This window comes from Nocardia sp. NPDC052566 (genome assembly GCF_044547285.1).
Lineage (GTDB): Bacteria > Actinomycetota > Actinomycetes > Mycobacteriales > Mycobacteriaceae > Nocardia.
In genome coordinates this window covers 945,708-967,910 of record NZ_JBIUAF010000001.1, presented here as the reverse complement: position 1 = coordinate 967,910, position 22,203 = coordinate 945,708, and the positions used below count along the sequence as shown (strand labels likewise).

At 66.6% G+C, this 22,203-nt stretch carries 13 protein-coding genes; 7 read left to right on the top strand and 6 right to left on the bottom strand.

Annotated elements, in window-relative coordinates; all coding sequences use genetic code 11:
• Window positions 1-15 precede the first annotated feature (15 nt).
• On the bottom strand, window positions 16-8,484 hold the full coding sequence (locus ACIG5A_RS04080; RefSeq protein ID WP_397237478.1) for an SDR family NAD(P)-dependent oxidoreductase: 8,469 nt from the start codon (window positions 8,482-8,484) through the stop codon (window positions 16-18).
• A 429-nt stretch (window positions 8,485-8,913) separates the two neighbouring features.
• Between ACIG5A_RS04080 and ACIG5A_RS04075 the strand changes: the two genes are divergently transcribed.
• Window positions 8,914-9,459, top strand: a complete 546-nt coding sequence (locus ACIG5A_RS04075) for a hypothetical protein (RefSeq protein WP_397237476.1) — start codon at window positions 8,914-8,916, stop codon at window positions 9,457-9,459.
• Between the two features lie 19 nt (window positions 9,460-9,478).
• Here the strand turns inward: ACIG5A_RS04075 and ACIG5A_RS04070 are convergent, their stop codons facing one another.
• From ACIG5A_RS04070 to ACIG5A_RS04060, 3 genes are read right to left on the bottom strand one after another with little or no spacing between them, the layout of a single operon-like run.
• Window positions 9,479-10,636, bottom strand: coding sequence for a glycerate kinase (locus ACIG5A_RS04070; protein ID WP_397237474.1), 1,158 nt, complete (start codon window positions 10,634-10,636; stop codon window positions 9,479-9,481).
• Between the two features lie 34 nt (window positions 10,637-10,670).
• On the bottom strand, window positions 10,671-11,981 hold the full coding sequence (locus ACIG5A_RS04065; RefSeq protein WP_397237472.1) for a 2-hydroxycarboxylate transporter family protein: 1,311 nt from the start codon (window positions 11,979-11,981) through the stop codon (window positions 10,671-10,673).
• Complete coding sequence (locus ACIG5A_RS04060) at window positions 11,981-13,081, bottom strand: tartrate dehydrogenase (protein WP_397237470.1); 1,101 nt, start codon at window positions 13,079-13,081, stop codon at window positions 11,981-11,983. The genes ACIG5A_RS04065 and ACIG5A_RS04060 overlap by 1 nt, the downstream gene beginning before the upstream one ends.
• 112 nt (window positions 13,082-13,193) lie before the next feature.
• Here ACIG5A_RS04060 and ACIG5A_RS04055 point away from each other — a divergent pair, with 112 nt between their 5' ends.
• Window positions 13,194-14,153 carry a LysR family transcriptional regulator gene (locus tag ACIG5A_RS04055; RefSeq protein ID WP_397237468.1) on the top strand — a complete coding sequence of 320 codons (960 nt, stop codon included), beginning with the start codon at window positions 13,194-13,196 and terminating at the stop codon, window positions 14,151-14,153.
• 82 nt (window positions 14,154-14,235) lie between these two features.
• Window positions 14,236-14,880, top strand: a complete 645-nt coding sequence (locus ACIG5A_RS04050) for a hypothetical protein (RefSeq protein WP_397237466.1) — start codon at window positions 14,236-14,238, stop codon at window positions 14,878-14,880.
• A 24-nt stretch (window positions 14,881-14,904) separates the two neighbouring features.
• On the opposite strand, the gene ACIG5A_RS04045 is transcribed toward ACIG5A_RS04050, so the two are convergent.
• The gene (locus tag ACIG5A_RS04045; protein ID WP_397237464.1) at window positions 14,905-15,753 is read right to left on the bottom strand and encodes a sterol desaturase family protein; all 849 of its coding nucleotides are present in this window, start codon (window positions 15,751-15,753) and stop codon (window positions 14,905-14,907) included.
• 417 nt (window positions 15,754-16,170) lie between these two features.
• Here ACIG5A_RS04045 and ACIG5A_RS04040 point away from each other — a divergent pair, with 417 nt between their 5' ends.
• Together ACIG5A_RS04040 and ACIG5A_RS04035 are read left to right on the top strand one after the other, a co-directional pair.
• Complete coding sequence (locus ACIG5A_RS04040; RefSeq protein WP_397237462.1) at window positions 16,171-16,728, top strand: RNA polymerase sigma factor; 558 nt, start codon at window positions 16,171-16,173, stop codon at window positions 16,726-16,728.
• A complete protein-coding gene (locus ACIG5A_RS04035) occupies window positions 16,725-17,690 on the top strand; it encodes a hypothetical protein (protein ID WP_397237460.1) in 966 nt (321 codons plus the stop codon). The genes ACIG5A_RS04040 and ACIG5A_RS04035 overlap by 4 nt, the downstream gene beginning before the upstream one ends.
• A gap of 343 nt (window positions 17,691-18,033) precedes the next feature.
• On the opposite strand, the gene ACIG5A_RS04030 is transcribed toward ACIG5A_RS04035, so the two are convergent.
• Window positions 18,034-18,528: an RICIN domain-containing protein gene (locus tag ACIG5A_RS04030; protein WP_397237458.1), complete on the bottom strand. Its 495-nt coding sequence runs from the start codon at window positions 18,526-18,528 to the stop codon at window positions 18,034-18,036.
• A gap of 321 nt (window positions 18,529-18,849) precedes the next feature.
• On the opposite strand from ACIG5A_RS04030, the gene ACIG5A_RS04025 reads away from it, so the two are divergent.
• Both ACIG5A_RS04025 and ACIG5A_RS04020 read left to right on the top strand, forming a co-directional pair.
• Window positions 18,850-20,724, top strand: coding sequence for a protein kinase (locus ACIG5A_RS04025; RefSeq protein ID WP_397237456.1), 1,875 nt, complete (start codon window positions 18,850-18,852; stop codon window positions 20,722-20,724).
• Between the two features lie 165 nt (window positions 20,725-20,889).
• Window positions 20,890-22,155, top strand: coding sequence for a glycosyltransferase (locus ACIG5A_RS04020; protein WP_397237454.1), 1,266 nt, complete (start codon window positions 20,890-20,892; stop codon window positions 22,153-22,155).
• Window positions 22,156-22,203: the final 48 nt, after the last annotated feature.

Sequence of the window (22,203 nt, the reverse complement as noted above, 5' to 3'; positions counted from 1 at the left end):
TGATCCCGGTCGCGCTCAATCGGCGTCGGCGACGAGGCTCGTGAAGCTCGGGAAGGTGTTCTCGGCGGCCAGCTCCCGGGCGATCGTCTCCATCACCCGCGCGCTCGCGTTCTGGATGAACAGGTGGCCGCCCGGCACGGTGGTGAGCGCGAACCTGCCGATCGTCAGCTGTTCCCAGCCGCTCAGCTGCGCCGGCTCGAACAGCGGGTCGTCGGCGCCGCGCAGGACCGTGATCGGCGCGCGCAGCATGACACTGTTGTCGAAGCGGTACTCGCCGAGCATCTTGAGGTCCGCCCGCACCGCCGGGATCAGTGGCTTGACCGCCGCCTCATCGTCGAAGTGCTCGGTGAACAAACCGTTGTCCCGCAACACTTCCAGAATCCTGCCGTCCGAGGCGCCGTCGACGTCGAAGCCGTCGCGCAGGTGCTCCAGGTTGCGCACATACCCCTCGACCAGATCCGGCGACGGCCAGCCGCCGATGATGAGTTTCATCGGCACCTCGGCGAAATTCCGCTCGAGATACTTGGTGAGCTCGTAGGCGAGCAGTCCGCCCATGCTGTGCCCGTAGATCGCGAAGGAGCGGTCGAGATACGGCAGCATGGCATCGGCCAGTTCCGCGATGAAGGCGGGCATCGAGTCGATCGGCGTCTCATCGATGCGGCTGTCGCGGCCCGGGTACTGGATGCCGACCACGTCGACCGTCTCGGGCAGGCTGTTCGGCCACGGTGTGAAGGCCGAGGAGCTGCCGCCGACGAAGGGCAGCGTGAACACCCGCAGCGTCGCCGTGTCGCCGCGGCCCTTGGTCGAGCGGATCCAGCGCTCCGGACCGGCGACCTCCACCGGCGCGGCGGGCGGCTCACCCGACACGGTCTCGAAGACATGGGCGAGGACATCGGTGGCGAGTTCGACCAGGGTCGGCCCGCGCATCAAACCCATTGTCGGGAAGTCGATGTCGAGTTGCTTGGCCAAGACGTTGCGGATCTGGCCCGCCATGAGCGAATCCATGCCGAGATCGGTCAGCGCGACATCGTGGGCCAGGCGGTCGACCGGCATATCGAAGATCCGCGCGATCTGCTCGGACAGTGCCGTGACGAGCCGCGGTTCTCGCGCGTCCACCGCGAGCTCGACGAGTTCGGCGCGCAGGCTCTCGGTGCCGAAGCCGCCCGCGGCGCCCGAGGTGCTGTCCTGCGCGAGGTGCGCCAGCCGCAGCGAGCTGCGGAACGACGGCATCACCTGACTCATCGTCACGAAGTCGACGCCGAAAACGCTGGCGCGGCCGACATTCTGCGCAAGGCACCGCCCGACGAAGCCCAGCGCGTCGGCGGGCGAGATCGCCTTCCAGCCCATCCTGGCGAGCGTGTCGAGCTTGTTGCGGACGATGAATCCGACCTCGCCGATGGCGCCCCAGTTGATGGTCAGCGCGGGCAGCCCGAGGTCGCGCCGGTGTGCGGCGAGCGCTTCCAGGAATCCGTTGGCCGCCGCGTAGTTGGCCTGACCCGGTGTGCCGATGTACCAGCTCATCGAGGAATACATGACGAAGGTGGTCAGATCGAGTGCGCGCGTGTGGTTGTGCAGGTGCCACGCGCCGTCGACCTTGGGCCGCACCGCCTTCAGGAACTGCTCCTGTGTCATCTGGGTCAGCGACACATCGTCGAGCACCATCGCGCAGTGGAATACGCCACGCAGCGGCGCCAATTCGGCCATCCGCGCGAGCAGCCCGACGACCTCGGACTCGCTCGACACATCGGCGCGCTCGAGCACCACGGTGGCGCCCGCCTCGCGCATCGCCAGGATCACCGGCTCGTTCTCGGCGTCGACCTGTGCCCGGCGCCCGGCCAGCACCACGGTGCCCGCGCCCTTGTCGACCAGCCATTTGGCGGTCGCCAGGCCGAATCCCGTGTAGCCACCGGTGACCAGGTAGGTGCCGTCGGCGTCGAACGACTCGTCCGCGCTCGCGGCCGGATAGACGAGCACCTCTGTCTCCGGCTCGAATTCGACGACGACCTTGCCGATCTGCTTGGCCCCCGCCATGTAGCGGAACGCGGCGCCCACCTCGGCGGCGCCGAAGTCGGTGTGCGGCAGCGCGGGCAGCGTGCCCGCCGCGACGCCGTCGAGCACCTTCGTCATGGATTCGCGGCACAGCGCCGGATCTTCCAGCAGCAGCCGGTCGATATCGATGGCCGCGTAGATGAGGTTGTTGCCGAACGGCTTCAGGCCGAGCTTGTAGTTGTCGTAGATGTCCTTCTTCCCGATCTCCACGAAACGGCCACGCGGGCGCAGCAGTTCGAGGCTCTTCGGAATGGTCTCGCCCTGCAGCGAATTCAGCACGAGGTCGACACCGTCGTAGCGCTGCTTGATCTCCTGCGCGAATTCCAGCGAGCGCGAGTCGAAGACCTCCTCGACGCCCAACGACCGAAGGTAGTCCCGCTTTTCATCGCTGCCAGCGGTGGCGAGGACCGTCGCGCCGAGCAGGTGCGCGATGTGCACCGCGGCGAGGCCGACACCACCCGCGGCGGCGTGCACGAGCACCCGCTCGCCCCGGCGCAGCCTGCCGACCTCCACCATTCCGTACCAGGCCGTCAGATACGCCATCGGCAGCGTCGCCGCCTCGGCGTCCGACAGACCGAGCGGCATCGCGAAGACCCGCTCGGCATCGGCGACCACCAGCGAGCCGAAACAGCCACGGGCAAAGGCGACGACGCGATCCCCCGGCACGAATCCCTCGACGTCGGAGCCGACCTCCGTGACGATCCCGGCGCATTCCACGCCGAGGTTGTCCTCGTAGAACCCGCCGAAGGTCGCGCCCTCCGACAGCACGCCGAGCGTGAGCATGACGTCGCGGAAGTTCAGGCCGGTGGCGAGCGGCCGGATGGCGATGTCACCGCCGCCGAGCACCGGTACGGCCTGCTGTTCGAACCGGAGCTGGTCGATCCCTGGCTCGGCGGGCACGGCGAGCGCGAACGGGGTCTCGTCCGATACGCGGCCCGAAGTGGCCGCGGACGCTTCGAATTCCGCCAGCGAGACGTGCTCGAGCCGGTCGATGTACCGGGTATCCGCGCGGAAGGCCACTTCCTCGTCGGCGACCCGCACATGCAGCAGCTCGTCGAACAGCTGCGCTGCCCGAACCTCGGTACCGCCCGCCGGATCGAAGTCGATGATCTTCGCGGGCAACGCGATCTGCTCGTTCAACAGCACACGCAGCACGCCCCAGCTCGAAAGCTGGGCGGGGGCAACGCGTTCGGTCCGATCGATGATCTGCGCCCCCGAGGTCGCCACCCAGAACCGCGGTAGCTTCGGCCATTCCAGCTCCTGCACCGCCTGCGCCAGCGTGATCACGCTGTAGGCGCCGTGCAGCTCCAGCGTCGGCAGCAGCTCGGCGCTGAGCTCGGCCTCCGCGAAGTCCAGGTTCCACAGATGCAGCACGCCCGCCACATCGCCCGCCTGTTCCCGCACATGCTCCAGCACGCGCTTCAGGTCCGCGCTGCCGGCCGGGTCCACCTCGAAGCGGCGGGCGTCGAGCTGCTCGTAGGAGTCGCCGCGGGTGACCACGACGCTGCCCGCGCCTGCCGCCCCGAGCAGGCCGAGATAGCGCTCGGCCACACCGCCCGCATCGGCCAGGACGACCCAGGCGCCCGGCTCGACCTGCGGCTGGTAGGGCTCGAGGTCGATCGCGCGCCCGCGCGCCACGATCACCGAATTACCGGACTGCTCCGCGGTGACCCGCTCGGAGAACACCTCGACGTGCTCGAAGTCCAGGGTGGGCAGGAACTCTCGCCAGGTCGCGTCGGACAGCAGCGGATAGCTCGGCCGCAGGTCGTGGTCGGCGAAGCGCCACCACCCCTCGGTCATGCCGAAGGTGAGGTCGACCCAGTGCGGCGACACCGCACCCTCGACGATCAGGACCAGGCCCTGCGAGGTCAGCAGGTCTTTGACGTTGCCGAGGGTGTCGCGCAGGCTCACGGTGGCGTGCAGGACATTCGACGCGACGATGATGTCGAAGTAGTGCGGATCGAAACCCTGTGCCGCGATCTCGGATTCGATGTCGAGGATGCGGTAGTCCATGAAATCGATGTCGGCGAACCGCTGACGCGCCTTGAACAGGAACAGCTCGGAGATATCCGAGTACACGTATTCCGCACGCTCGGCGGGCAATTCGGCGAGCACATGGCCGGTCGTGCCGCCCGTGCCCGCGCCGATCTCCAGTACGCGCACCGGCCGATCGGCAGGCAGCTCGCGCAGCGCCTCCGCGACGATGCGGCGGACGATGCGATTGGTCTTCTCGAACGAGAACGAGGTGCCGTAGAGATCGGCGACCGATTCGAACTCGTCCTCGGGGAAGATGAGCTCGATCGGGTTGACCTCGTCGCGCAGCACGGCGGCGAGCTCCGTGCCACAGCGTTCCAGTACCGCGAATTCGCTCGCGCACTCCGGATGCCGGTCACGCAATACCGCGAGCGTGGCGGCGGTATCGACCCTGGCCGGCTCGATCAGCAGTTGCCATGTGCCGCCGTCGTTTTCGACAATCCCGTGCCAGGACAGCATCTCCAGCAGGCGACCGAGGTAGCGCCGATGCTTCTCGTGCACCCGCAGCTCCAGCGCGATCTCGTCCTGAGTGAAGCGCCGCCCCTTCGCGAAGCTCATGCCCGTCTTGTAGAAGGCCTCGGTCACGTAGTCGACGCACAGGCGATTCATCGCCACTTCGGTGACGGCGTGGTAATTGTTGTTGACCGACCACTCCCGCAACTCCTCGATCAGCGGATCGACGGCGGTGTGCAGTGTCTGCTCCGACGGCAGGAAATCGGCCGGGATGCGCGTCTTCGCGTCGACGGGCGCTTGCCCCCAACGGAAGTCGTAGAACGACGACAGAATGTCGTCGCCCGCATCCATGGTCTGCGTGATGGTCTTGAGCCGCAGGCCTTCGAATTCGGCGATGATCGCGCCGTCGGCGTCGACGATCCAGAAATCGCCCTCGCGGAACCCGAGGTCCTCGTGCCGGTGCGCGCGCCCGTAGCAGTACACGGTGCCGACCGGCTTCTTGTGGAAGCTGAACCGCTTGACCTCGACCGGCAGGAAGAGCGTCTTCCCCTCGCTTGTCACGTCCGCGCCGAGCAGGACGTCGTCGTACACGGTGGCGAGCGAGGTGATGCACGAGTCGAGCAGCCCGGGATGGAACGCGTGGCGCGGCGCCTCGTCCGCGGACGCCGACGGCGTCTCGAGTTCGGTCAGCGATCGGCCAGGGGCGTGCCGGAACTTGACCGCCGCCATGAAGGTCGGGCCGAGGGACAGGCCGTTGCGGCGCAGTTCGGCGTAGAACTCCGCGGGATCGGATTCGGTGGTGCACTCCGCCCGGAGTTCCTCGAGCGATTCGGGGAGCGTGGGGGCGGGCGCGCCGCGGCGCAGCGTCCCGCACGAATGCAGGCTCCAGTCCTTGTCGCCGTCCTGACGGCTGTACACGGTGAATTGCAGCGCCTCGGTCAGCACGACCTGGACGGCAGGCGCCGGGCGGTCGTCGAAAACGAAAAGGGCGCGGCGGAATTCGACATCCTCCAGCGAGTACGCGCCGGGGCCGAACGCGTCCTCGGCGCAGCCGATCACCATATCCAGGTGCGCCGCCGCTGGATAGACGATCGGCCCTTGGACGCGGTGATCGTCGAGCCACGGGAAGCGGACCGGATCGAGCACCAGCTCCCACACGTGTTTGCCCGGCTCGTCGGCGACCGTCCGATGGCTGTTGTCGCCGACGAGCGGATGCCCGAGCGTCGGGAACCGGTGGCCGCGTGAGGTTGCCGATTCCAGCCAGTAGCTGTCGCGCTGCCACGGGTAGAAGGGCACCGCCACACGTTCGGAGTTCCCGTCGAAGACGGTGTCCCACGTCGGTTCGAAGCCCGCCACATACAGCGTGGCAAGTGAATCCAGCAGGGTGAAGCGGTCACTTTGCTTGCGGTGCAGCGACGGAACGACGGTCCCGGTGACCTGCCGCTTGCCGAGCAGCTCGCCGATGGCGGTCGCGTGGATGGGATGCGGGCCCAGTTCGACGAAGGCCAGGTGCTGGTCTTCGATGAGGCGATCGATGGTGGGGGCGAACCGTACCGGCTCGCGGACGTTGCGCCACCAGTACTCGGCGTCGAGCGAACCCGTCGGCGCGATGTCGGCGGTGACGGTGGAGTACATCGGGACAGTCGCCTCGCCGGAGGTGAGTCCGTCCAGGGAGGAGAGCAGTTCGTCCTTCAGCGGGTCCATGTGGTGGCTGTGGAAGGCGACGGCGACCTGGAGCATGCGGCAGAAGATCTTCTCCGCGTTGAGTTCTCGCTCGATCTCTTCGAGGGCGTCCGGATCACCGGCCAGCGCCACCGATTCCGGGCCGTTGAGCGCGGCGACCTCGACCCGACCGCGATACGCGGTGATCCGCTCCTCGACCTCAGCGTGCGTGAGACCGACGGCGAGCATCTTGCCCTTGCCGGAGGCCTGCTGCTGAACCCGGCTGCGGTGGAAGATGACCCGCACCGCGTCCTCGAACGACAACGCCCCCGACACACAGGCGGCGGCGACCTCACCGATGCTGTGACCGACCACCGCCGACGGGCTGATCCCCCAGCTCTGCCACACATTCGCCAAACCGACCTGCACCGCGAACACCGAGGGCTGGGCGATGAACGTCTCCCCGATGCGGCTGTCGGCCTCATCGCGGCGAAGTTCCTCGGACACAGTCCAATCCGCGTACTTCGCGAGTTCGGCGTCCACCCGCTCGACGGTCCGGCGGAATACCGGGTTCTCCGTCAGGAGTTCACGCGCCATCCGCCACCACTGCGGGCCCTGACCCGAGAAGACGAATACCGCACCGGACGCGGCGTGCCCCTTGACGCCACTGCGCACCGACTCGGGCGACGAGCCCGCGGCCACGTCGCGCAGGGCGCCGCGTAGCTCGTCCGCGGACGAGCACACCATGGCGAGGCGGTGGTCGTAGTGCGACCGGGTCCGCGCCTGCGTGGCCGCGGCGGCGGGCAGCAGCGCGGCGGCCGCGGGCCTGTCGAGGTAGTCGGCATAGCTGTCGGCGTAGGCGCGCAGCGCGTCTTTCGATTTCGCGCTGAGGCTGAACAGCACCGGCTGCTGCGCCGCGCTGCCCGCCGCCGCGCCCTGCTTCGGCGCCTGCTCGGGCGGGCCCTCGATGATCACATGGGCGTTGGAGCCGCCGAAGCCGAACGAGTTCACCCCGGCCAGGCGCGGGCCACTGCGCGGCCACGGTTGCCGGGTCTGCGCGAGCCGCAGGCCGAGTTCCTCGAACGGGATCTTCGGGTTCGGTTCCGCCGCATGAATATTCGCGGGGATCTCCCCCTTGTTCACCACCAGGCAGGCCTTGATCATGCCCGCGATGCCCGCCGCCGGTTCGAGGTGACCCAGGTTCGACTTCACCGCGCCGACGATGCACGGCCCGTGCCCATTGCGCCCGGCCGACAACGCCTTTCCGAGCGCGCGCGCCTCGATCGGGTCACCGACCGGTGTTCCCGTGCCGTGCGCCTCCACATAGCCGATATCCGCCGGTGCGATCCCCGCGTCGCGACAGGCGTCCGCGATCATCTGTGCCTGCGATTCCTCGCCGGGCACGGTCATACCGTTCGTGCGGCCGTCGGAATTGGTCGCGCTGCCGCGGATCACCGCGTAGATGTGATCGTCGTCGGCGATGGCCGCCGACAGCGGCTTCAGGATGACCGTGCCCGACCCCTCGCTGCGCACATAACCATCGGCCGCCCGGCTGAACGACTTGGATCGGCCGTCGGGCGACAGGAACGTCCCCTGGCTGAACGCGATGGTCGTCTCGGGCAACAGGTTCGCGCCGACGCCGCCGACGATCGCCATCGTCGCCTCGCCGGAGCGCAGGCTCCGGCAGGCGAGGTGCACCGCGACCAGCGAGGACGAGCAGGCGGTATCCACGATCATGCTCGGCCCGCGCAGGTCGAGCAGATACGAAACGCGGTTGGCCACAATGCAGTTCGTGATGCCCGCCATGGTGTGGCCGCCGAGCAGGTAGCGATTCTCGGGATTGAGCTGAATGATGCCGTAGTCGTGGCCGGAGACGCCCGCGTAGACCGCGGTCCGGCTGCCCGCGAGCGTTTCGGGCACGATGCCCGCGTCCTGCAGCGCCTCCCAGGTCGTCTCGAGGAACAGCCGCTGCTGCGGATCGATCCGCAAAGCCTCGTGCGGTGTGATGCCGAAGAACTGCGCGTCGAATGCGGTGATGTCGTCGAGGTATCCGCCCGCGCGGGTCCGCAGATGGCCGGGACGGGCCGCATCACGGTCGTAGAAGGCGGCTTTCGTCCAGCGATGCGCGGGGACATCGCGAATGGCGTCCCGCTCGTCGAGCAGGAGCTGCCAGAAGTCGTCGGCACTGGCAATCTGTCCTGGGAACCGGCAACCGATCCCCACCACGGCGATGCCCTCGTGCTCGGTCGACACCCCCTCGATGGCGGAACTCTGAATAGCACTCATCGCATGACCTTCACTTGTAATACACACATCACTGCGCCGAAGAAGACGGGCCTATTTGTCGCCATTGACACAGGGAGAGGCGAACTTTCGTCGTCGATTCACGCTGTTCCGGCGCCGGACCGTCACCCAGCCGAACTGCCATACAGCCGATGTCCACCTCACGTCCGGTACCAAGACCTGCGCTCGTACACGAACGTAACGACCCGTAGGTGCACATGTCAACGCATCGGTGCGCATTGCTGTGCATGACTACTCGTCCGTGCCAGTGCTCCACGGTCGGTTCCGCTCCGTGAAACACGGCGTGACGACGGGGTATTGAGCGATTACCCTGAGTGCGCCAGCCACTCCACCAGGGAATGCGTGATATACATGGGCACGATGAGTAGCTATGCGAGTAGCTATGCACACTCGAGTGGTATGGTGCTCGCCATGGGCGCCGAAGAGCAGGATCAGAGCGCCGAATCGAATGGACAACGGTTCGGCTGGCAGCTGAAGGCGTTCCGGCAGCGCAATCTTCCCGACGAGCTGATCACCCACCAGCGCATCCACGACCTCGGTGGCCCGACCCGGAATGTCCAGTCCCGCATCGAGAGCGGGCAGGTCGACACCATCAGTGCCACCACGGAGGCCAAATACAACCGGGCACTGGAGGCACTCGGCATGCCGCCCGGCAGCGCGACCGCGGTACTGCACCACGGCGGCACCCTCGGAGCACCGCCCGGCGAGCCCGCCGCCCCGGCGCCGACGGACGACGACGACGTCGAAAGCGGCGTGAGCGCCCTGCAGAACCTCGCGCGCAAACACCGATCCGTCGTCGACCTCGTCACCGAATTCGACCGTCTCGGCATCGAATTGAAGCGAGCCCGCAGCCACACGGAGGGCTACCAGCTCGTCTTCCCCAAAACCGCCATCGACCAACTCCTCCAAGCCCTGCAGCACGTCGCCGAACCCACACGCGACGACGAACCGTCCTAGGCGGCTGCCTCCGACTCCGCTACGCGTCGCTCCGGCCCGGCGCGAAGCGACCTCCGGCCGCTACGCCGAGAAACCGCTGATCCCTGCCGATTCGGGTGCCGATGCGGCGCAGGAGGTGTGCGGTAAGGAGTGGATCGGCGGTGGTGTCGGCGGTGCTCAGGTCGCCGACGGCGATGACGTCGGCGAAACCGTTTGCGGTGGCGGCGCTGCCGAGATCGTTGCGGCCGACCACGGCGATGAGTGGCGTCGGTGTCACTCGGGCCGCTACGGCGGCGGGTAGTTTGCCGTGCAGCGTTTGCTCGTCGAGTCGTCCCTCGCCGGTGATGATCAAATCGGCGTGCGCGGCGTGCCGGTCGAAGTCGAGCAGGTCGAGGAAGTAGTCCGCGCCGGAGACCACGGTGGCGGCGAGCATCGTTGCCGCGAAACCGATTCCGCCCGCGGCGCCGGAGCCGGGCGCGAGCGCGGCGGTGGCCGCGCCGTGATATCCCGAGCGGGCGAAGGCGTCGACAAGGGTCGTCAGCCCCGCCTCGAGTGCGGCGACCTGAGCCGCGTCCGCGCCCTTCTGCGGGCCGAATACCGTTGCCGCCCCGGTCGATCCGAGCAGTGGGCTGGTGACGTCGCTCGCGACGACGAGTTCGATGTCGCCGATGCCGACGGCGTGATCGCCGTCGACGCGATGAATGCGGTCCAGATGTCGGGCGGTGGGCGTGACGAGTCGGCCCGCCGGATCCAGGAATCGGTAACCGAGCGCCGCGAGCATGCCGATGCCACCGTCGGTGCTCGCGCTGCCGCCGAGCGCGAGGACAAGGCGCTCCGGCGACAGCCGCAGCGCGGCCCGAATCGCCTCGCCGAAGCCGTAACTCGATGCGGCCAGCGCGTCTCGTGGCCCGGCGGGGAGTGCGGCCAGGCCGCAGGTGTTGGCGACTTCGACGATCGCCACGTCACCGTCGCAGGCGATGACAGTGTCGTGCTGCTCGCCGGTCGCGCCGTGGACCGTCACGGGGACCGGCCGGAAACCGGCCGCCAGCGCGGCGGCGACGCTGCCGTCGCCGCCGTCGGCCAGTGGCAGAGTCCTGGTGTGCGCGCCTGCCTCGGCGAGGCCGTGTGCCAAGTGATCGGCGACCTCGGTGGCGGTGAGGCTGCCCTTGAATTTGTCGGGTGCGATGAGGACTCGCACGGGGTTGTCTCCTTTCGCGTGGTGCCGGGCCGCGCTAGCCGACGATGCGCAGCAGCGACGCCGCGGAGATCACCGTGCCGACTCCGCCCAAGCGCGTGGAGATCTGGGCGAACGGCATCAGGTTCATCCGGTTCGACGCCGACAGGATGGCGACGTCGCCGGTGCCGCCGAGGCCGCTGTGACACACCGTCACCAGTGACGCGTCCACGGGGAACATGCCGATCGCCTTGCCGACGTAGAACCCGGTGAGCGCCATCGAGAGCACCACCGCCGCGCACGTCAGCACGTAACCGACGGACAGCACGCCGACGACCTTCTCGAGCGGGATGTACGCCAGCCCGAGCCCGATCATCGTCGGATAGATGAAGTAGCTCGAGATGACCTTGTAGACGGCGCGGGCACTGTCCTCGACGCTGGCCGGGAAGACCTTGAACACCTTGCAGCACACCGAGATCAGGATGACGAGCACGGGTGCGGGCAGATGAACATACCGCTCGAGCAGTGTGCCGAGGACGAACAGCCCGCAGATGGTCAGCACGCCCATGGCGTAGTTCGGTTTCGTGTGCGGAGCCGTGTCCTCGAGCACGAGATCGCCGTGCTCGCCACGGATCTTGACGAGCCGCCCACCACCGTCGAGCTCGGGCCTGCGCGCGCCTAGCCGGGCGAGCACGCCGGCGGTGACGATCGCGACGATATTGCCGATGACCGCCGCCGGGATGAGCTGTGCGATGTAGTCCGCCGAGTCACCGCCGAGGATCGAGGCGTACGCCGCCGACGTCGGGATGACGCCCTCGCCGATGCCGCCGCCGAGAATCGGCACGACGATGAAGAAGAACGCCCGGTGCAGGTCGTAGCCGAACAGCAGGGCCACCCCGATCCCGACGGCGACGGCGACGGCCGTGCCCGCGATCAGCGGCGGGAAGATCTTGACCAAGCCCCTGATCATGACCTTGCGGTTCATCCCGAGCAGGCTGCCGACGACCAGCGTGGAGATGACGAAGTACAGAAAATTCGCCTGCTTCATCAGCGCGGTGGTGGCATCGAGCATCGTGTCGTTGACGACGCCGAAATACACCAGGATGGACGGAACCATCAGGCAAACCAGTGCGCCACCGCCGATTTGGCGGATGACGGGCAACCGGTTGCCGAGCGGGCCGAGCAGCATCCCCAGCCCGACGATGAGCGCGAGGCCGCCGATCATATTCTTCGGTATCGCGTTCAGTACGCCCGCGAGCAACACCAGCGCGGTCATCAGGACCGGGACGAGCAGCGGGATACCGTCCAGGTTCGCGCCGCGCAGGCGGCCCATCCTGGTCGGGACCTCCGACGGGGAATCGAGGCTCATCACGCCCTCGCAAGCGCCGAGGTGTTCGCCTGAAACTGCTGGCACACAGCCTCGCCGAGCGACCTGGTTGTGGCGCAGCCACCCATATCCGGGGTCAGCGCGTCACCACCGCGAGCGAGCACGTCTTCGACGGCGGTCATGACGGCCGCCGCGGCGTCCCGCTCCCCGAGATGCTCGAGCATCATGCTCGCGCTCCATATCTGCCCGACCGGGTTGGCGATGCCACGGCCCGCGATATCGGGGGCCGACCCGTGCACCGGCTCGAACAAACTCGGAAAACGCCGCTCCGGGTTGATATTTCCGCTCGGGGCGATACCGATGGTGCCGGTGCACGCCGGGCCGAGGTCGGAGAGGATGTCGCCGAACAGGTTCGAGGCGACGACCACGTCGAACCAGTCGGGGTGCAGCACGAAGTTCGCGGTGAGGATGTCGATGTGGTACTTGTCCACCTCGACGTCGGCGTATCCGCGGGCCATCTGTTCCACGCGCTCGTCCCAGTAGGGCATGGAGATCGAGATACCGTTGCTCTTGGTCGCCGAGGTCAGATGTTTCTTGGGACGGCTGCGCGCCAGTTCGAAGGCGTACTTCAGGATTCGGTCGACGCCGGTGCGCGTCATCACGGTTTCCTGGATGACGGTTTCGCGGTCGGTGTCTTCGAAGATCTTGCCGCCGATGCTCGAGTACTCCCCCTCGGTGTTCTCCCTGACCACGTAGAAGTCGACGTCGCCCGGCAGCCGACCGGCGAGCGGACTCGTCACTCCGGCAAGGAGTTTGACCGGGCGCAGGCTGACGTACTGGTCGAAGTGGCGGCGGAATTGCAGCAGGCTCCCCCACAGCGAGATGTGGTCGGGCACCACCTCGGGCCAGCCGACGGCGCCGAAGAAGATGGCGTCGAACCTGCTCAGCTCGTCGAACCAGTTGTCGGGCAGCATCTTTCCGGTCTCGACGTAGAAATCGGCGCTCGCGTAGCCGAATTCGGCGTAGTCGAGCCGGAAGTCGAAGGCCGATGCCGCCGCCTCGAGGATCCGCAGACCCTCCGGAACGACCTCTTTGCCGATGCCGTCGCCGGGGATGACGGCGATGCGATGGGTAGCGACCATGTGCGGAACTCCTCAGTGATGTGCGTCTGGTCACACATGTTCGCGCAACAATCGATCCCGAAAAAGCCCGCGCAAGGCAAGACACTCTTGCCCACGATGAAAGAATCACCGGATGCGAGAGATATCGACCGACGACGTGCTGTTCTTCGGCGTGGTCGCCAAGGCATCGAGCCTCACCGAGGCCGCCCGGGAAATGGGCACGTCGGTCTCCTCGGTCAGCAAACGGTTGAGCCGCATCGAGCGGCGATTGGGTGTCAGCCTCATGACCCGCACCACGCGGCGGCTCACGCTCACCTCCGAGGGCGAGCGCTACGCCGCGGGTTCGGCCGCGATCGCCGCCGAACTCACCGAGCTCGAAGACTCGCTGTCCGAACATTCGGAGCTCGTCGGGCGAATCCGTGTGCACGCCACCGTCGGTCTCGGGCGCGCCCACATCGCCCCCTTGGTCGCCGAGTTCTGCACCGCACATCCCCGGGTTCAGGTCGAACTCGAACTCTCCCCGCTCCCGCTCAACATCGCGGGCACCACGTTCGACGTCGGTATCCGCGTCGGCGCGCTGCAGGATTCGCGGCTGACCGCCAAGCGGCTGCACCCGAACCGGCGCATCGTGTGCGCGTCACCCGAGTATCTGCGCAGGCACGGCACACCGGCCGAGCCGAAGCAGCTACACAACCACAACTGCATCGTGCTGCGGGAGAACGAAGGCGATTACGCCCTGTGGCGATTCGGCACCGACAGCGACGAAACCGCGATCCGGGTGGCAGGGAACCTGTCGTCCAACGACGGCGACGTCATCACCCGATGGTGTGTCGAGGGATACGGTCTCATCATGCGCTCGACCTGGCACGTCGCCCCGCTGCTGCGCGAAGGCGCACTCGTGCAGGTACTCACCGACGTGCCAACCCCCAGTGCCGACATCCACGCGCTCTACCTCGCCACCGCCCATGTGCCGCGCCGCATCAGCTCGCTCGTCGACCACCTCACCGAAGGACTCGCCAGGCGCGTGCATTCCTGTGGCCTGGTTCGAATGTCACTGCCACACAAGGCAGAAGCCGAGCGGGCGCCCGAATGACGGCCTGTGCGAGACTCATCGGACGCCCACGGCGGCGCTGCCGGCATCCGGCACGGCAATCGGATAGAACGTGAGGAATCAGGTGTCCTTCGAACAGTGGAGCACCCGTTGGGAATCGGTCTCGCTGCCTGAGGCAGCAGAGCGTTACGACATCGGCGAAGCCAGCGACAACCAGGTGGAGGACCTGGAAGATCTGTTCGGGGACGAACCGGAGCGCTACTTCGTTCACCACGGCGACCTCACCATCGACGGGCCGCTATCGATAGGCAACGATCCCGGCCTGGCGCCGGACACCGTTTACGTCATCGATGGCGACCTGACGGTCAACGGGCCGATGCGCTTCGTGAACGCGGACGTCTACACGCCGCTGTACGTCACGGGCTCGGTCACCGCGCAGCACCTGCTGTGCCTCATGGACAGCAATTTGTTCATCGGCGGCTCGCTCACCGTCGGGGGTCTGCTGACAACGGAACTCTCCGACATGGGAATGCTGGTCGTGCACGGCGCCGCGACCGCGGGCGCCTGGCTCGAAACATGGGACAGGGGCGAGGTCACCTTCGTCGATGAGCTGAAGGCCCGTCGGCTGCGCGTGTCCGACGGCGATGACGCCGACGCGGATGACGCGGTCGATATCCTGTCGCCCGGGTTCCTGGACGGCGGCATCGACAACGTCTCGGAAGAGCTCTGGAAAGCCGCCCTCGAAGGACGTCCCCTGCTGCGCCCCTGATGTCCCGCCGGTGGGCGAAGCCACCTAGCGGGGTGGTCGGAAGAGGATCCCGACGCATTCGCGCACGGTCTCGGCGCCGCGCAGATCGTCCAGGATGTCGCGGTAGCCGCTGACGCCGATGACCAGCGGGTTGGCGCTGTCGACGTGGTGGGTCAAACCGTAAGTGGCGGGGTGGGTTTCGGGTACGAAGGTGCCGAATACGCGGTCCCAGGTGATGAGGACGGCGCCGTAGTTGCGGTCGACGTAGTCGGCGTCGCTGCCGTGGTGCACCCGGTGGTGCGAGGGCGTGTTGAAGACGTACTCGATCCACCGCGGCAGCTTGCCGACGGTTTCGGTGTGCAGGAAGAACTGATAGGTCAGATCGATGGTGATCGCGGCGCCGATCATCGCGGGCGAGTATCCGAGCAGAATCAGCGGGACGTTGAACGCGAGTTGCCATGGCGGCGCCCATTTCCGGCGCAGCGCCACCGCGAGATTGAAGTACTGGCTGGAGTGATGCACCTGATGACCGGCCCACATCAACCGGATCCGGTGGCTGGCCCGATGCCGGATGTAGTAGAGCAGGTCGTACCCGAGTAGCGCGAGCGCCCAGCTCCACCACGTCGACGGCATCTTCAGTGGCGTAAGAACATAGAACGCCGAGAAACCCCACAGCAGCGGCCCGATCTCCGTAAGGCCGTGAATCACCACCGAGCCCGCCCCGAGCGCCAAGCTGTTGGCAGTATCGACGAGCCCGTAACCCTTACTTTCCCGACCGCCCGGCCGCGGATCGATGACGCGCACCGCGATCACCTCGATCACGATGAGCACCAGGTAGATCGGCACAGCACTGACCGCGGCCATGGTCGAGTGCTGCAGGAATTCCACCAGCACGACCGCCCCCTCCTTCGAATCGGCTCCCGATGCGGTATACGGTCGATCCCACCCACTGGTTTCCGCAACCCCTCATTCACCTTCCGCAGGCCTGTACACCGTTTGACACTCCGGCGAGACGGCGCGATATCCGTTGCGCAGCAAGTACCGGGCACCGTCTGTTGTCTGTTTCCCGCCATCGGTTCACGTCGAGCGGCGTGTCAGGCTCTACCACGTTGATGCGTACAGCACATGAGGTGGAGAGGTACCAGACAATGAGCTCGATTGCCGCCAATCAGACAGTCGCCCGCTTTCGCCACGAAATCGCCTTCGCCGCAAGGTATTCAGATCTACGCGCAACAGGCACTCAGCGGCGCGATCGCAGGCAACGCGGTCTGGCCACTACGGTGCACACTTCACCAGCAGAGGATCGTGATCGTGGAAGATCCTGAGAAGTTTGGAGCCAGGCTTCGCCCGCTTGCACAGCAGGTTCCATCGGCTGCCGCCGCCGATCTGGCGGTCTACACCGATTTCTACCGGTCCTTCACGCCAACACTCGTTGCATTCCTTATCTATCACGGCGCCCACGTGGCCGATGCGGCCGAAATTGTCCAGGACACGATGATGAAAGCGTGGCAGTCATGGCCGACAATCGAGCACCCTGCTGCCTGGGCTAGGCGAGTCGCCAGCAGGGCGCTGATTCGTCGCATCGCCAGCATCGAGGACGAGGAGACAGTCGCTGAGATGCCTGAACGGTCAGCACTGCTCACAACTCATGTCGACGTGGCCGCCTGGGAATGCCATCACGACATTCTGCGAGTATTGCTCCAGCTGCCACCACGTCAGCGTCAGATTATGGCCTGGACGCTGGACGGCTACACGCCGAGCGAGATCAGTGCGGAACTTCGTCTCTCGCCAGCTCTGGTCCGATCCAACCTCAGGAAGGCTCGCCGCAACATCGCAATCCTCTTGGACAGCCAGAGCGAGGAGCCATGACCGCGTTCCTGCACACGGCCACAACTGTCAACGACTGGCTGGACCAACAGCATCAATCCTTGCTTGCCAACTTGGCCACACGCCTCGATATCGAGGCCGGCCTGCGTGAGACATTGATCCCACAACGGCATGCGGAGTTTCTCGGGACCATCCGACGGGTCCTCGATATCGAAGCGGGCCTTGCCGCCATCGTGCCTGTGCCGCTCCAGCCTGCGTCGCGCGCCGCGCCCGCCACCACCGATTCGCTTGTCGAACTGTGCACGGAATTGACAACTTTGCCGATCGAAGTCCGACTGGAGTTGCGAATTGCTTACGCTCCGAGGGTCGACGATGCGCTGATCCACGTACACGACGTCATCGCCGCCGTGATCTCGATCCTCCGACACCCCGTCCTCCAGGATCTAGACCACAGTTCACATCGTGGACTTCACGATTTCGAGGCCCACGTGTGGTGTGGAATCAAGCGTGTCGATCAAAATCTCGCTGAAGTCCGCGTGACCCTCCTGCAAGAAGTCTTCGAACGGGTCTGGAGCGTCCCGCACAGCGTCTTTGTCGGCCTGCCTGCTGCCTGGGCTACACATCTCCGCAAACTTTTCCGGTCGATGGTGCATGACATCGACTGTGCCAGTAGCGGATTCGAGAGCTCCCTGCTTCAGGGCATCAGTCGGCCCAACGCGCAGTGGATCCCGGTCGTGCGCGCCGCCGGTGGACGGGTCCGCGTAGTCACCAGCACGCTCGCGCGCGGCCTGGCCGATCTCGAGGACGTGCTCAACAATTTCAGCGGGGAGGATCTTCGAGCAGTCGACCTCGCTGGCGTGCAACTGTCGCGGTTGCGCTGGTCAGCCACTACTCAGTGGCCCGAACATTGGCGAGAGCAGATTCAACGTGATTCGTTCCCAGTCGGGCACGGAATCTTCGAGATCCGAGGTGGTGCAAGCACTCAACACGGGGCGTTGGTCTAGCATCCGCCATCGCCTGCACGCCGGGAGAAGGGAGTGGGGTCATTGGTTGAACTGATCAGCACCGCTGGTGGCGTTTCAATGGGAATTGGGCTCTTGGGTTGGTGGCTGCTCCACGATGGCCCGGTTCGCCTCTATGCGGGTGTGATCGCCGTCGGTCACCCCGATCCAACTCGACGGCGATCCGCTCGCCGAGTGCTGGAGTGCACAAGTCGCGGCGTGGTACCGCCCGATATCCGGCGACGACCGATGTCGAGGAGATCTCGACGAGGTCGAGCATCGGCGGGCACTGTTCGTCGTCGGGGCCGGTGACGTGTCCGGCAAAAAACATTGCGCGGCAGCCTCGTCAGTACTGCCGGGCCCAGACGTGTGGGTAGTTGTCGATTTCGTTGGCGAGCTGAGGGTAGATGTAAGACACATCATTCGATACTGCGAGGTAGAGTCTCGCCGTGGCATAGGGATTGTGCCAGATCTCATGGATCGTGCCGGAACCGTCGACATGCCATTGTTGACGTTCGAGCTCAGCGTTGCAGCGTTCGGTGAATGCATACTTACCGATTATGGCTGCGACGATACATAGCCCATCATCCACGCTTCTCAGCCCGTAGAGGCCGTTGTCCCTGACCAGGAACCTCCACTGTTGGGAGCGACTTCCGGAGCACTCCTCCAAGTGCAGCGAATTCGGGCCTGAACTCGCCAGGCACCTGTTGCTGTATGTGTTCTGGAGACTGAACGGCGGCGGGAGTTGCGCATTCGCGTATCCGCCGTCGACTGCCGACGATCCCAGCATTGCCAACGTGCCGGCCATCACCCCGATCGTACGCAGCAGTATCTTGTCCACGAGATCTCCTATCGGATGCTGTCAGCGAAGCCAATTCGACTGCGCACCGCCGACTCTGTGCGCCCCTCCTGTCATAGGCGCTTCACGCGCATGTCACCATGCCTCTGTTGGATCGTGAACAGCAGTGAGCAGGACCCGATTTCGATACGCGAAGCCTTCGACCATCGAAGGAGCTGCGGCCGGGGCGATCCCGGAGGCCCGGGGGACGTTGCGGCGCGGATGAACCGGGAGTCGGGCCGGTTCGTATGAACCGGATAGGTCCGTGATCAACGGCCGGCGAGCATTTCTCGTCGTACCGGCGGCGACGCTCGTATCCTGGCCGTGAGTAGCAAGCGAGGGGCGGCGTCCATGCGGCTGGATTCTGGATCGGTATTCGCCGGGTACACGATCGAACGGATTCTCGGAGTCGGCGGTATGGGGGTGGTGTACCTGGCCCACCATCCGCGCCTGGAACGACTGGTCGCGCTCAAGGTGCTCAGCGACAACCTCGGCGACGATGACAGGGTTCGCGCCAAATTCGAACGGGAGGCCGCGCTCGCCGCGCGCTTGGATCACCCGAACATCGTGCCCGTCTACGACCGCAGCGGCACCGACGCCGACGTGCTGTGGATCTCGATGAAGTACATCGACGGCGGCGATGCCGCGCACCTGCTCAAACGGCTCGGCGGGCCGGTCGCCGCGGCCACGGCGGTGCGGCTGCTCGCCGATGCCGCGCACGGCTTGGACTACGCGCACCAGCACGGGGTGCTGCACCGCGACGTCAAACCCGCGAACATCCTCATCGAACACGGCGATCACGGCGCCGAACGCGCGGTGCTCACCGATTTCGGCATCGCGCGGGCGCTCGACGACGCCGAGACGATGACCGGCACCACCGCCACCTTCGCCTACGTCGCGCCGGAACGCTTCCTCGGCCAGCAGGCCGACAACCGGGCCGACGTCTACTCCCTCGGCTGCACGTTCTACGAATTGCTCACCGGCCGAACGCCTTTCCCGCGCCTGGAGCAGGCAGCGCTGATCGCCGCACACCTGAACGAACCGCCGCCGCGGCCGACACTCGCCCATCCGGGCCTGCCGCAGGGGCTGGATGCGGTGATCGGGACCGCACTGGCCAAACGGCCCGGCGACCGGTTCGCCACCTGCGGTGCGCTGGCCGAGGCGGCGCGGCGAGTGCTCACCGATCTGCAACGGCCTACCGTGGTGCCGCCGTACTCGGGTCCGCATCCGACCTACTCCGGCCCACACCCGAACTACTCGGGTCAGCCACCGAATTACTCAGGCCCGCAACCGATCTACTCCGGGCCGCAGCCGATTCACTCCGGCTCGCAGCCGATTCCGGTGAACCAGCCGATTCCGGCTGGTCCGCAGCCGATTCCGGCCAACCCGCAACCGTTCTATTCGGGCCAACCACCCATCTATTCGGGCCCGCAACCGGGCCAACCGTTCGGCGGGTATCCCACCCCACCGCCGCGCCCGCGAAAGTCACTCGGGCTCATCGCAGTGCTCGCGGTGATCGCGGTGTCGATCGTCACGGCGATCACGGTCGGCATCGTCGTGGTCAAGGAGCGGTCGGGGCCGGCCACCGTGGCGAGCCCGACTCCGTCGCGCACCACCACCACTGCGCCGTCCCCCGTCGCCATCCAGCTACTCGACGACGGGGTCCGTATCGGTAGCGCCAACGCGCCCAAGACAATCGACATGTTCAACGAGCCGATCTGCCCCGCCTGCGGCAGGCTGCTGAACGGCTACGGCGCCGATATCGAGCGCGCCATCCAATCCGGCAAACTGGCCGTCCAATTCCACCTGCTGAACTTCCTCGACTCCAGCTCGGCCAGCGGCAACTACTCCACCCGCGCCGTCGCGGCCACCCGGTGCGTCGCCCAATCCGGCGCCGCCACCGTCTATTTGAAGACCTACCAGGGCCTGTTCGGCCAGTCCTTCCAGCCACTGGAAAAGGGCGCCACCGACCACACCGACGCCGAATTGGCCGAACTGGCCCGCACCTCGGGCGCCGCGGCCGCGACCACCGACTGCATCCGCTCCGGTCGCCTCATGGACCTCGCCCGAGCCACCGCCGCCCAAGGCTACGCCCTCCTCGAAAAACTCCAACGCGGCACCTTGTCCACCCCCGCCGTCTTCAGCGGCATCGCCCAAGTCGACACCACCCGCCCCGACTGGGTCACCGGGCTCAACTGAACTCCCCACCCCGCTCCGAGCCGTCTCTCCGGAGGAGACACTCGCTGCGCTGACCGGCCGCTGACCCGATGCCGCGCTGGATGTACCGGTGATCGCGTGGTGACGTGACGCTTATGGGCCGCGCATAGTGTTGCGGGACACGGCTTTCGAAGATGAGGTGCGCAGATGGCCAAGGTCTTACTCACCGCGTTCGGCACACGTGGCGATGTGGCGCCGATGATCGGGCTCGGCGACCGCCTGCAGCAGGCCGGGCATCAGGTGGTGCTGACCGCGCCGTCGGAGTTCAGCGAGCTCATCACCGCGTGCGGATTGCGTTGGCTCCCTTTCGATGTCCACATCGACGCGGACTACGACCCCGACGGCCAGAACCGCGTGCAGCTCGCCATGAACCTGATCACCCCGGCGGGCCTGCTCGCCACCGGGCGGATGTTGCTGACCACGCTGCACGACGAGGAAGCCGACGTCCTGCTGCTCTCGCCGTTCGCCGAATTCGCCGGGCACGCACTGGCCGAAGCGCGTGGCATCCCCAGTATGGGCGTGCGGCTGCAGCCGGTGTCCATCACCGCCGACCACCCACCGGCCACACTCACCTCCGCGTCGATGGGCGCGCTCGGAAACCGTGCCGCCGGATACCTTTCCGCCGCCGCGGTCGATCGGGTCTATTCGTCTACCTTCGCCGGGCTCCGCGACCAGCTCGGCCTCCCTCGAGTGTCGGCGGCGACGCTGCGCCGTCGTCGCACCGCCGCGGAATGGCCTATCCTGCACGGATATTCACGCCATGTCGCCCCGCGCCCGGTGGACTGGCGGCCGGGTCTTGACGTGGTGGGCTACTGGTGGCCCCCACGTCCCACAGGATGGCAGCCGCCACCCGAGCTGCTGACCTTCCTCGAAGCAGGTCCACCACCGGTATACATCGGTTTCGGCAGCCTCAACATGCCGAAGGCCGAAGCCGCCCGATTGTCCGAATTGGTAACCCGCGCACTGCGTATCGCCGGCGTGCGCGGCATCGTACAGGCGGGCTGGGCCGGGCTGAACGTCGACTCCGACGACGTACTCACCATCGGCGATACTCCCCACGACTGGCTGTTCGACCGTGTCGCCGCGGTGGTCCAAGCCGGTGGCGCGGGGACAGCCGCGGCGAGCCTGCGCGCCGGACTACCGTCGGTCGTCATCCCGGCCTCCGGCGGCGATCAACCGTTCTGGGCCAAACGTCTACGCGTTCTGGGCGTCAGCGCCGCCACCCTGTCCCGCCGCCGCCTCACCGCCGAACGTCTCGCCGCGGCCATCGATTCCGCGCTCACCGATCCCACCCATCGCGCCAACGCCGAACGTCTGTCGGCGCAGATCGCCACGGAAGACGGCGCCGGACAAGTGGTCACCGCGGTCGAACGACTGACCAGCCGGCAACCGAATCCGCGTTCGTATCGGTAGCCGACTACGCGTTCGTGCGACCGGCGCGCGGCACGCCTATGGTGGACA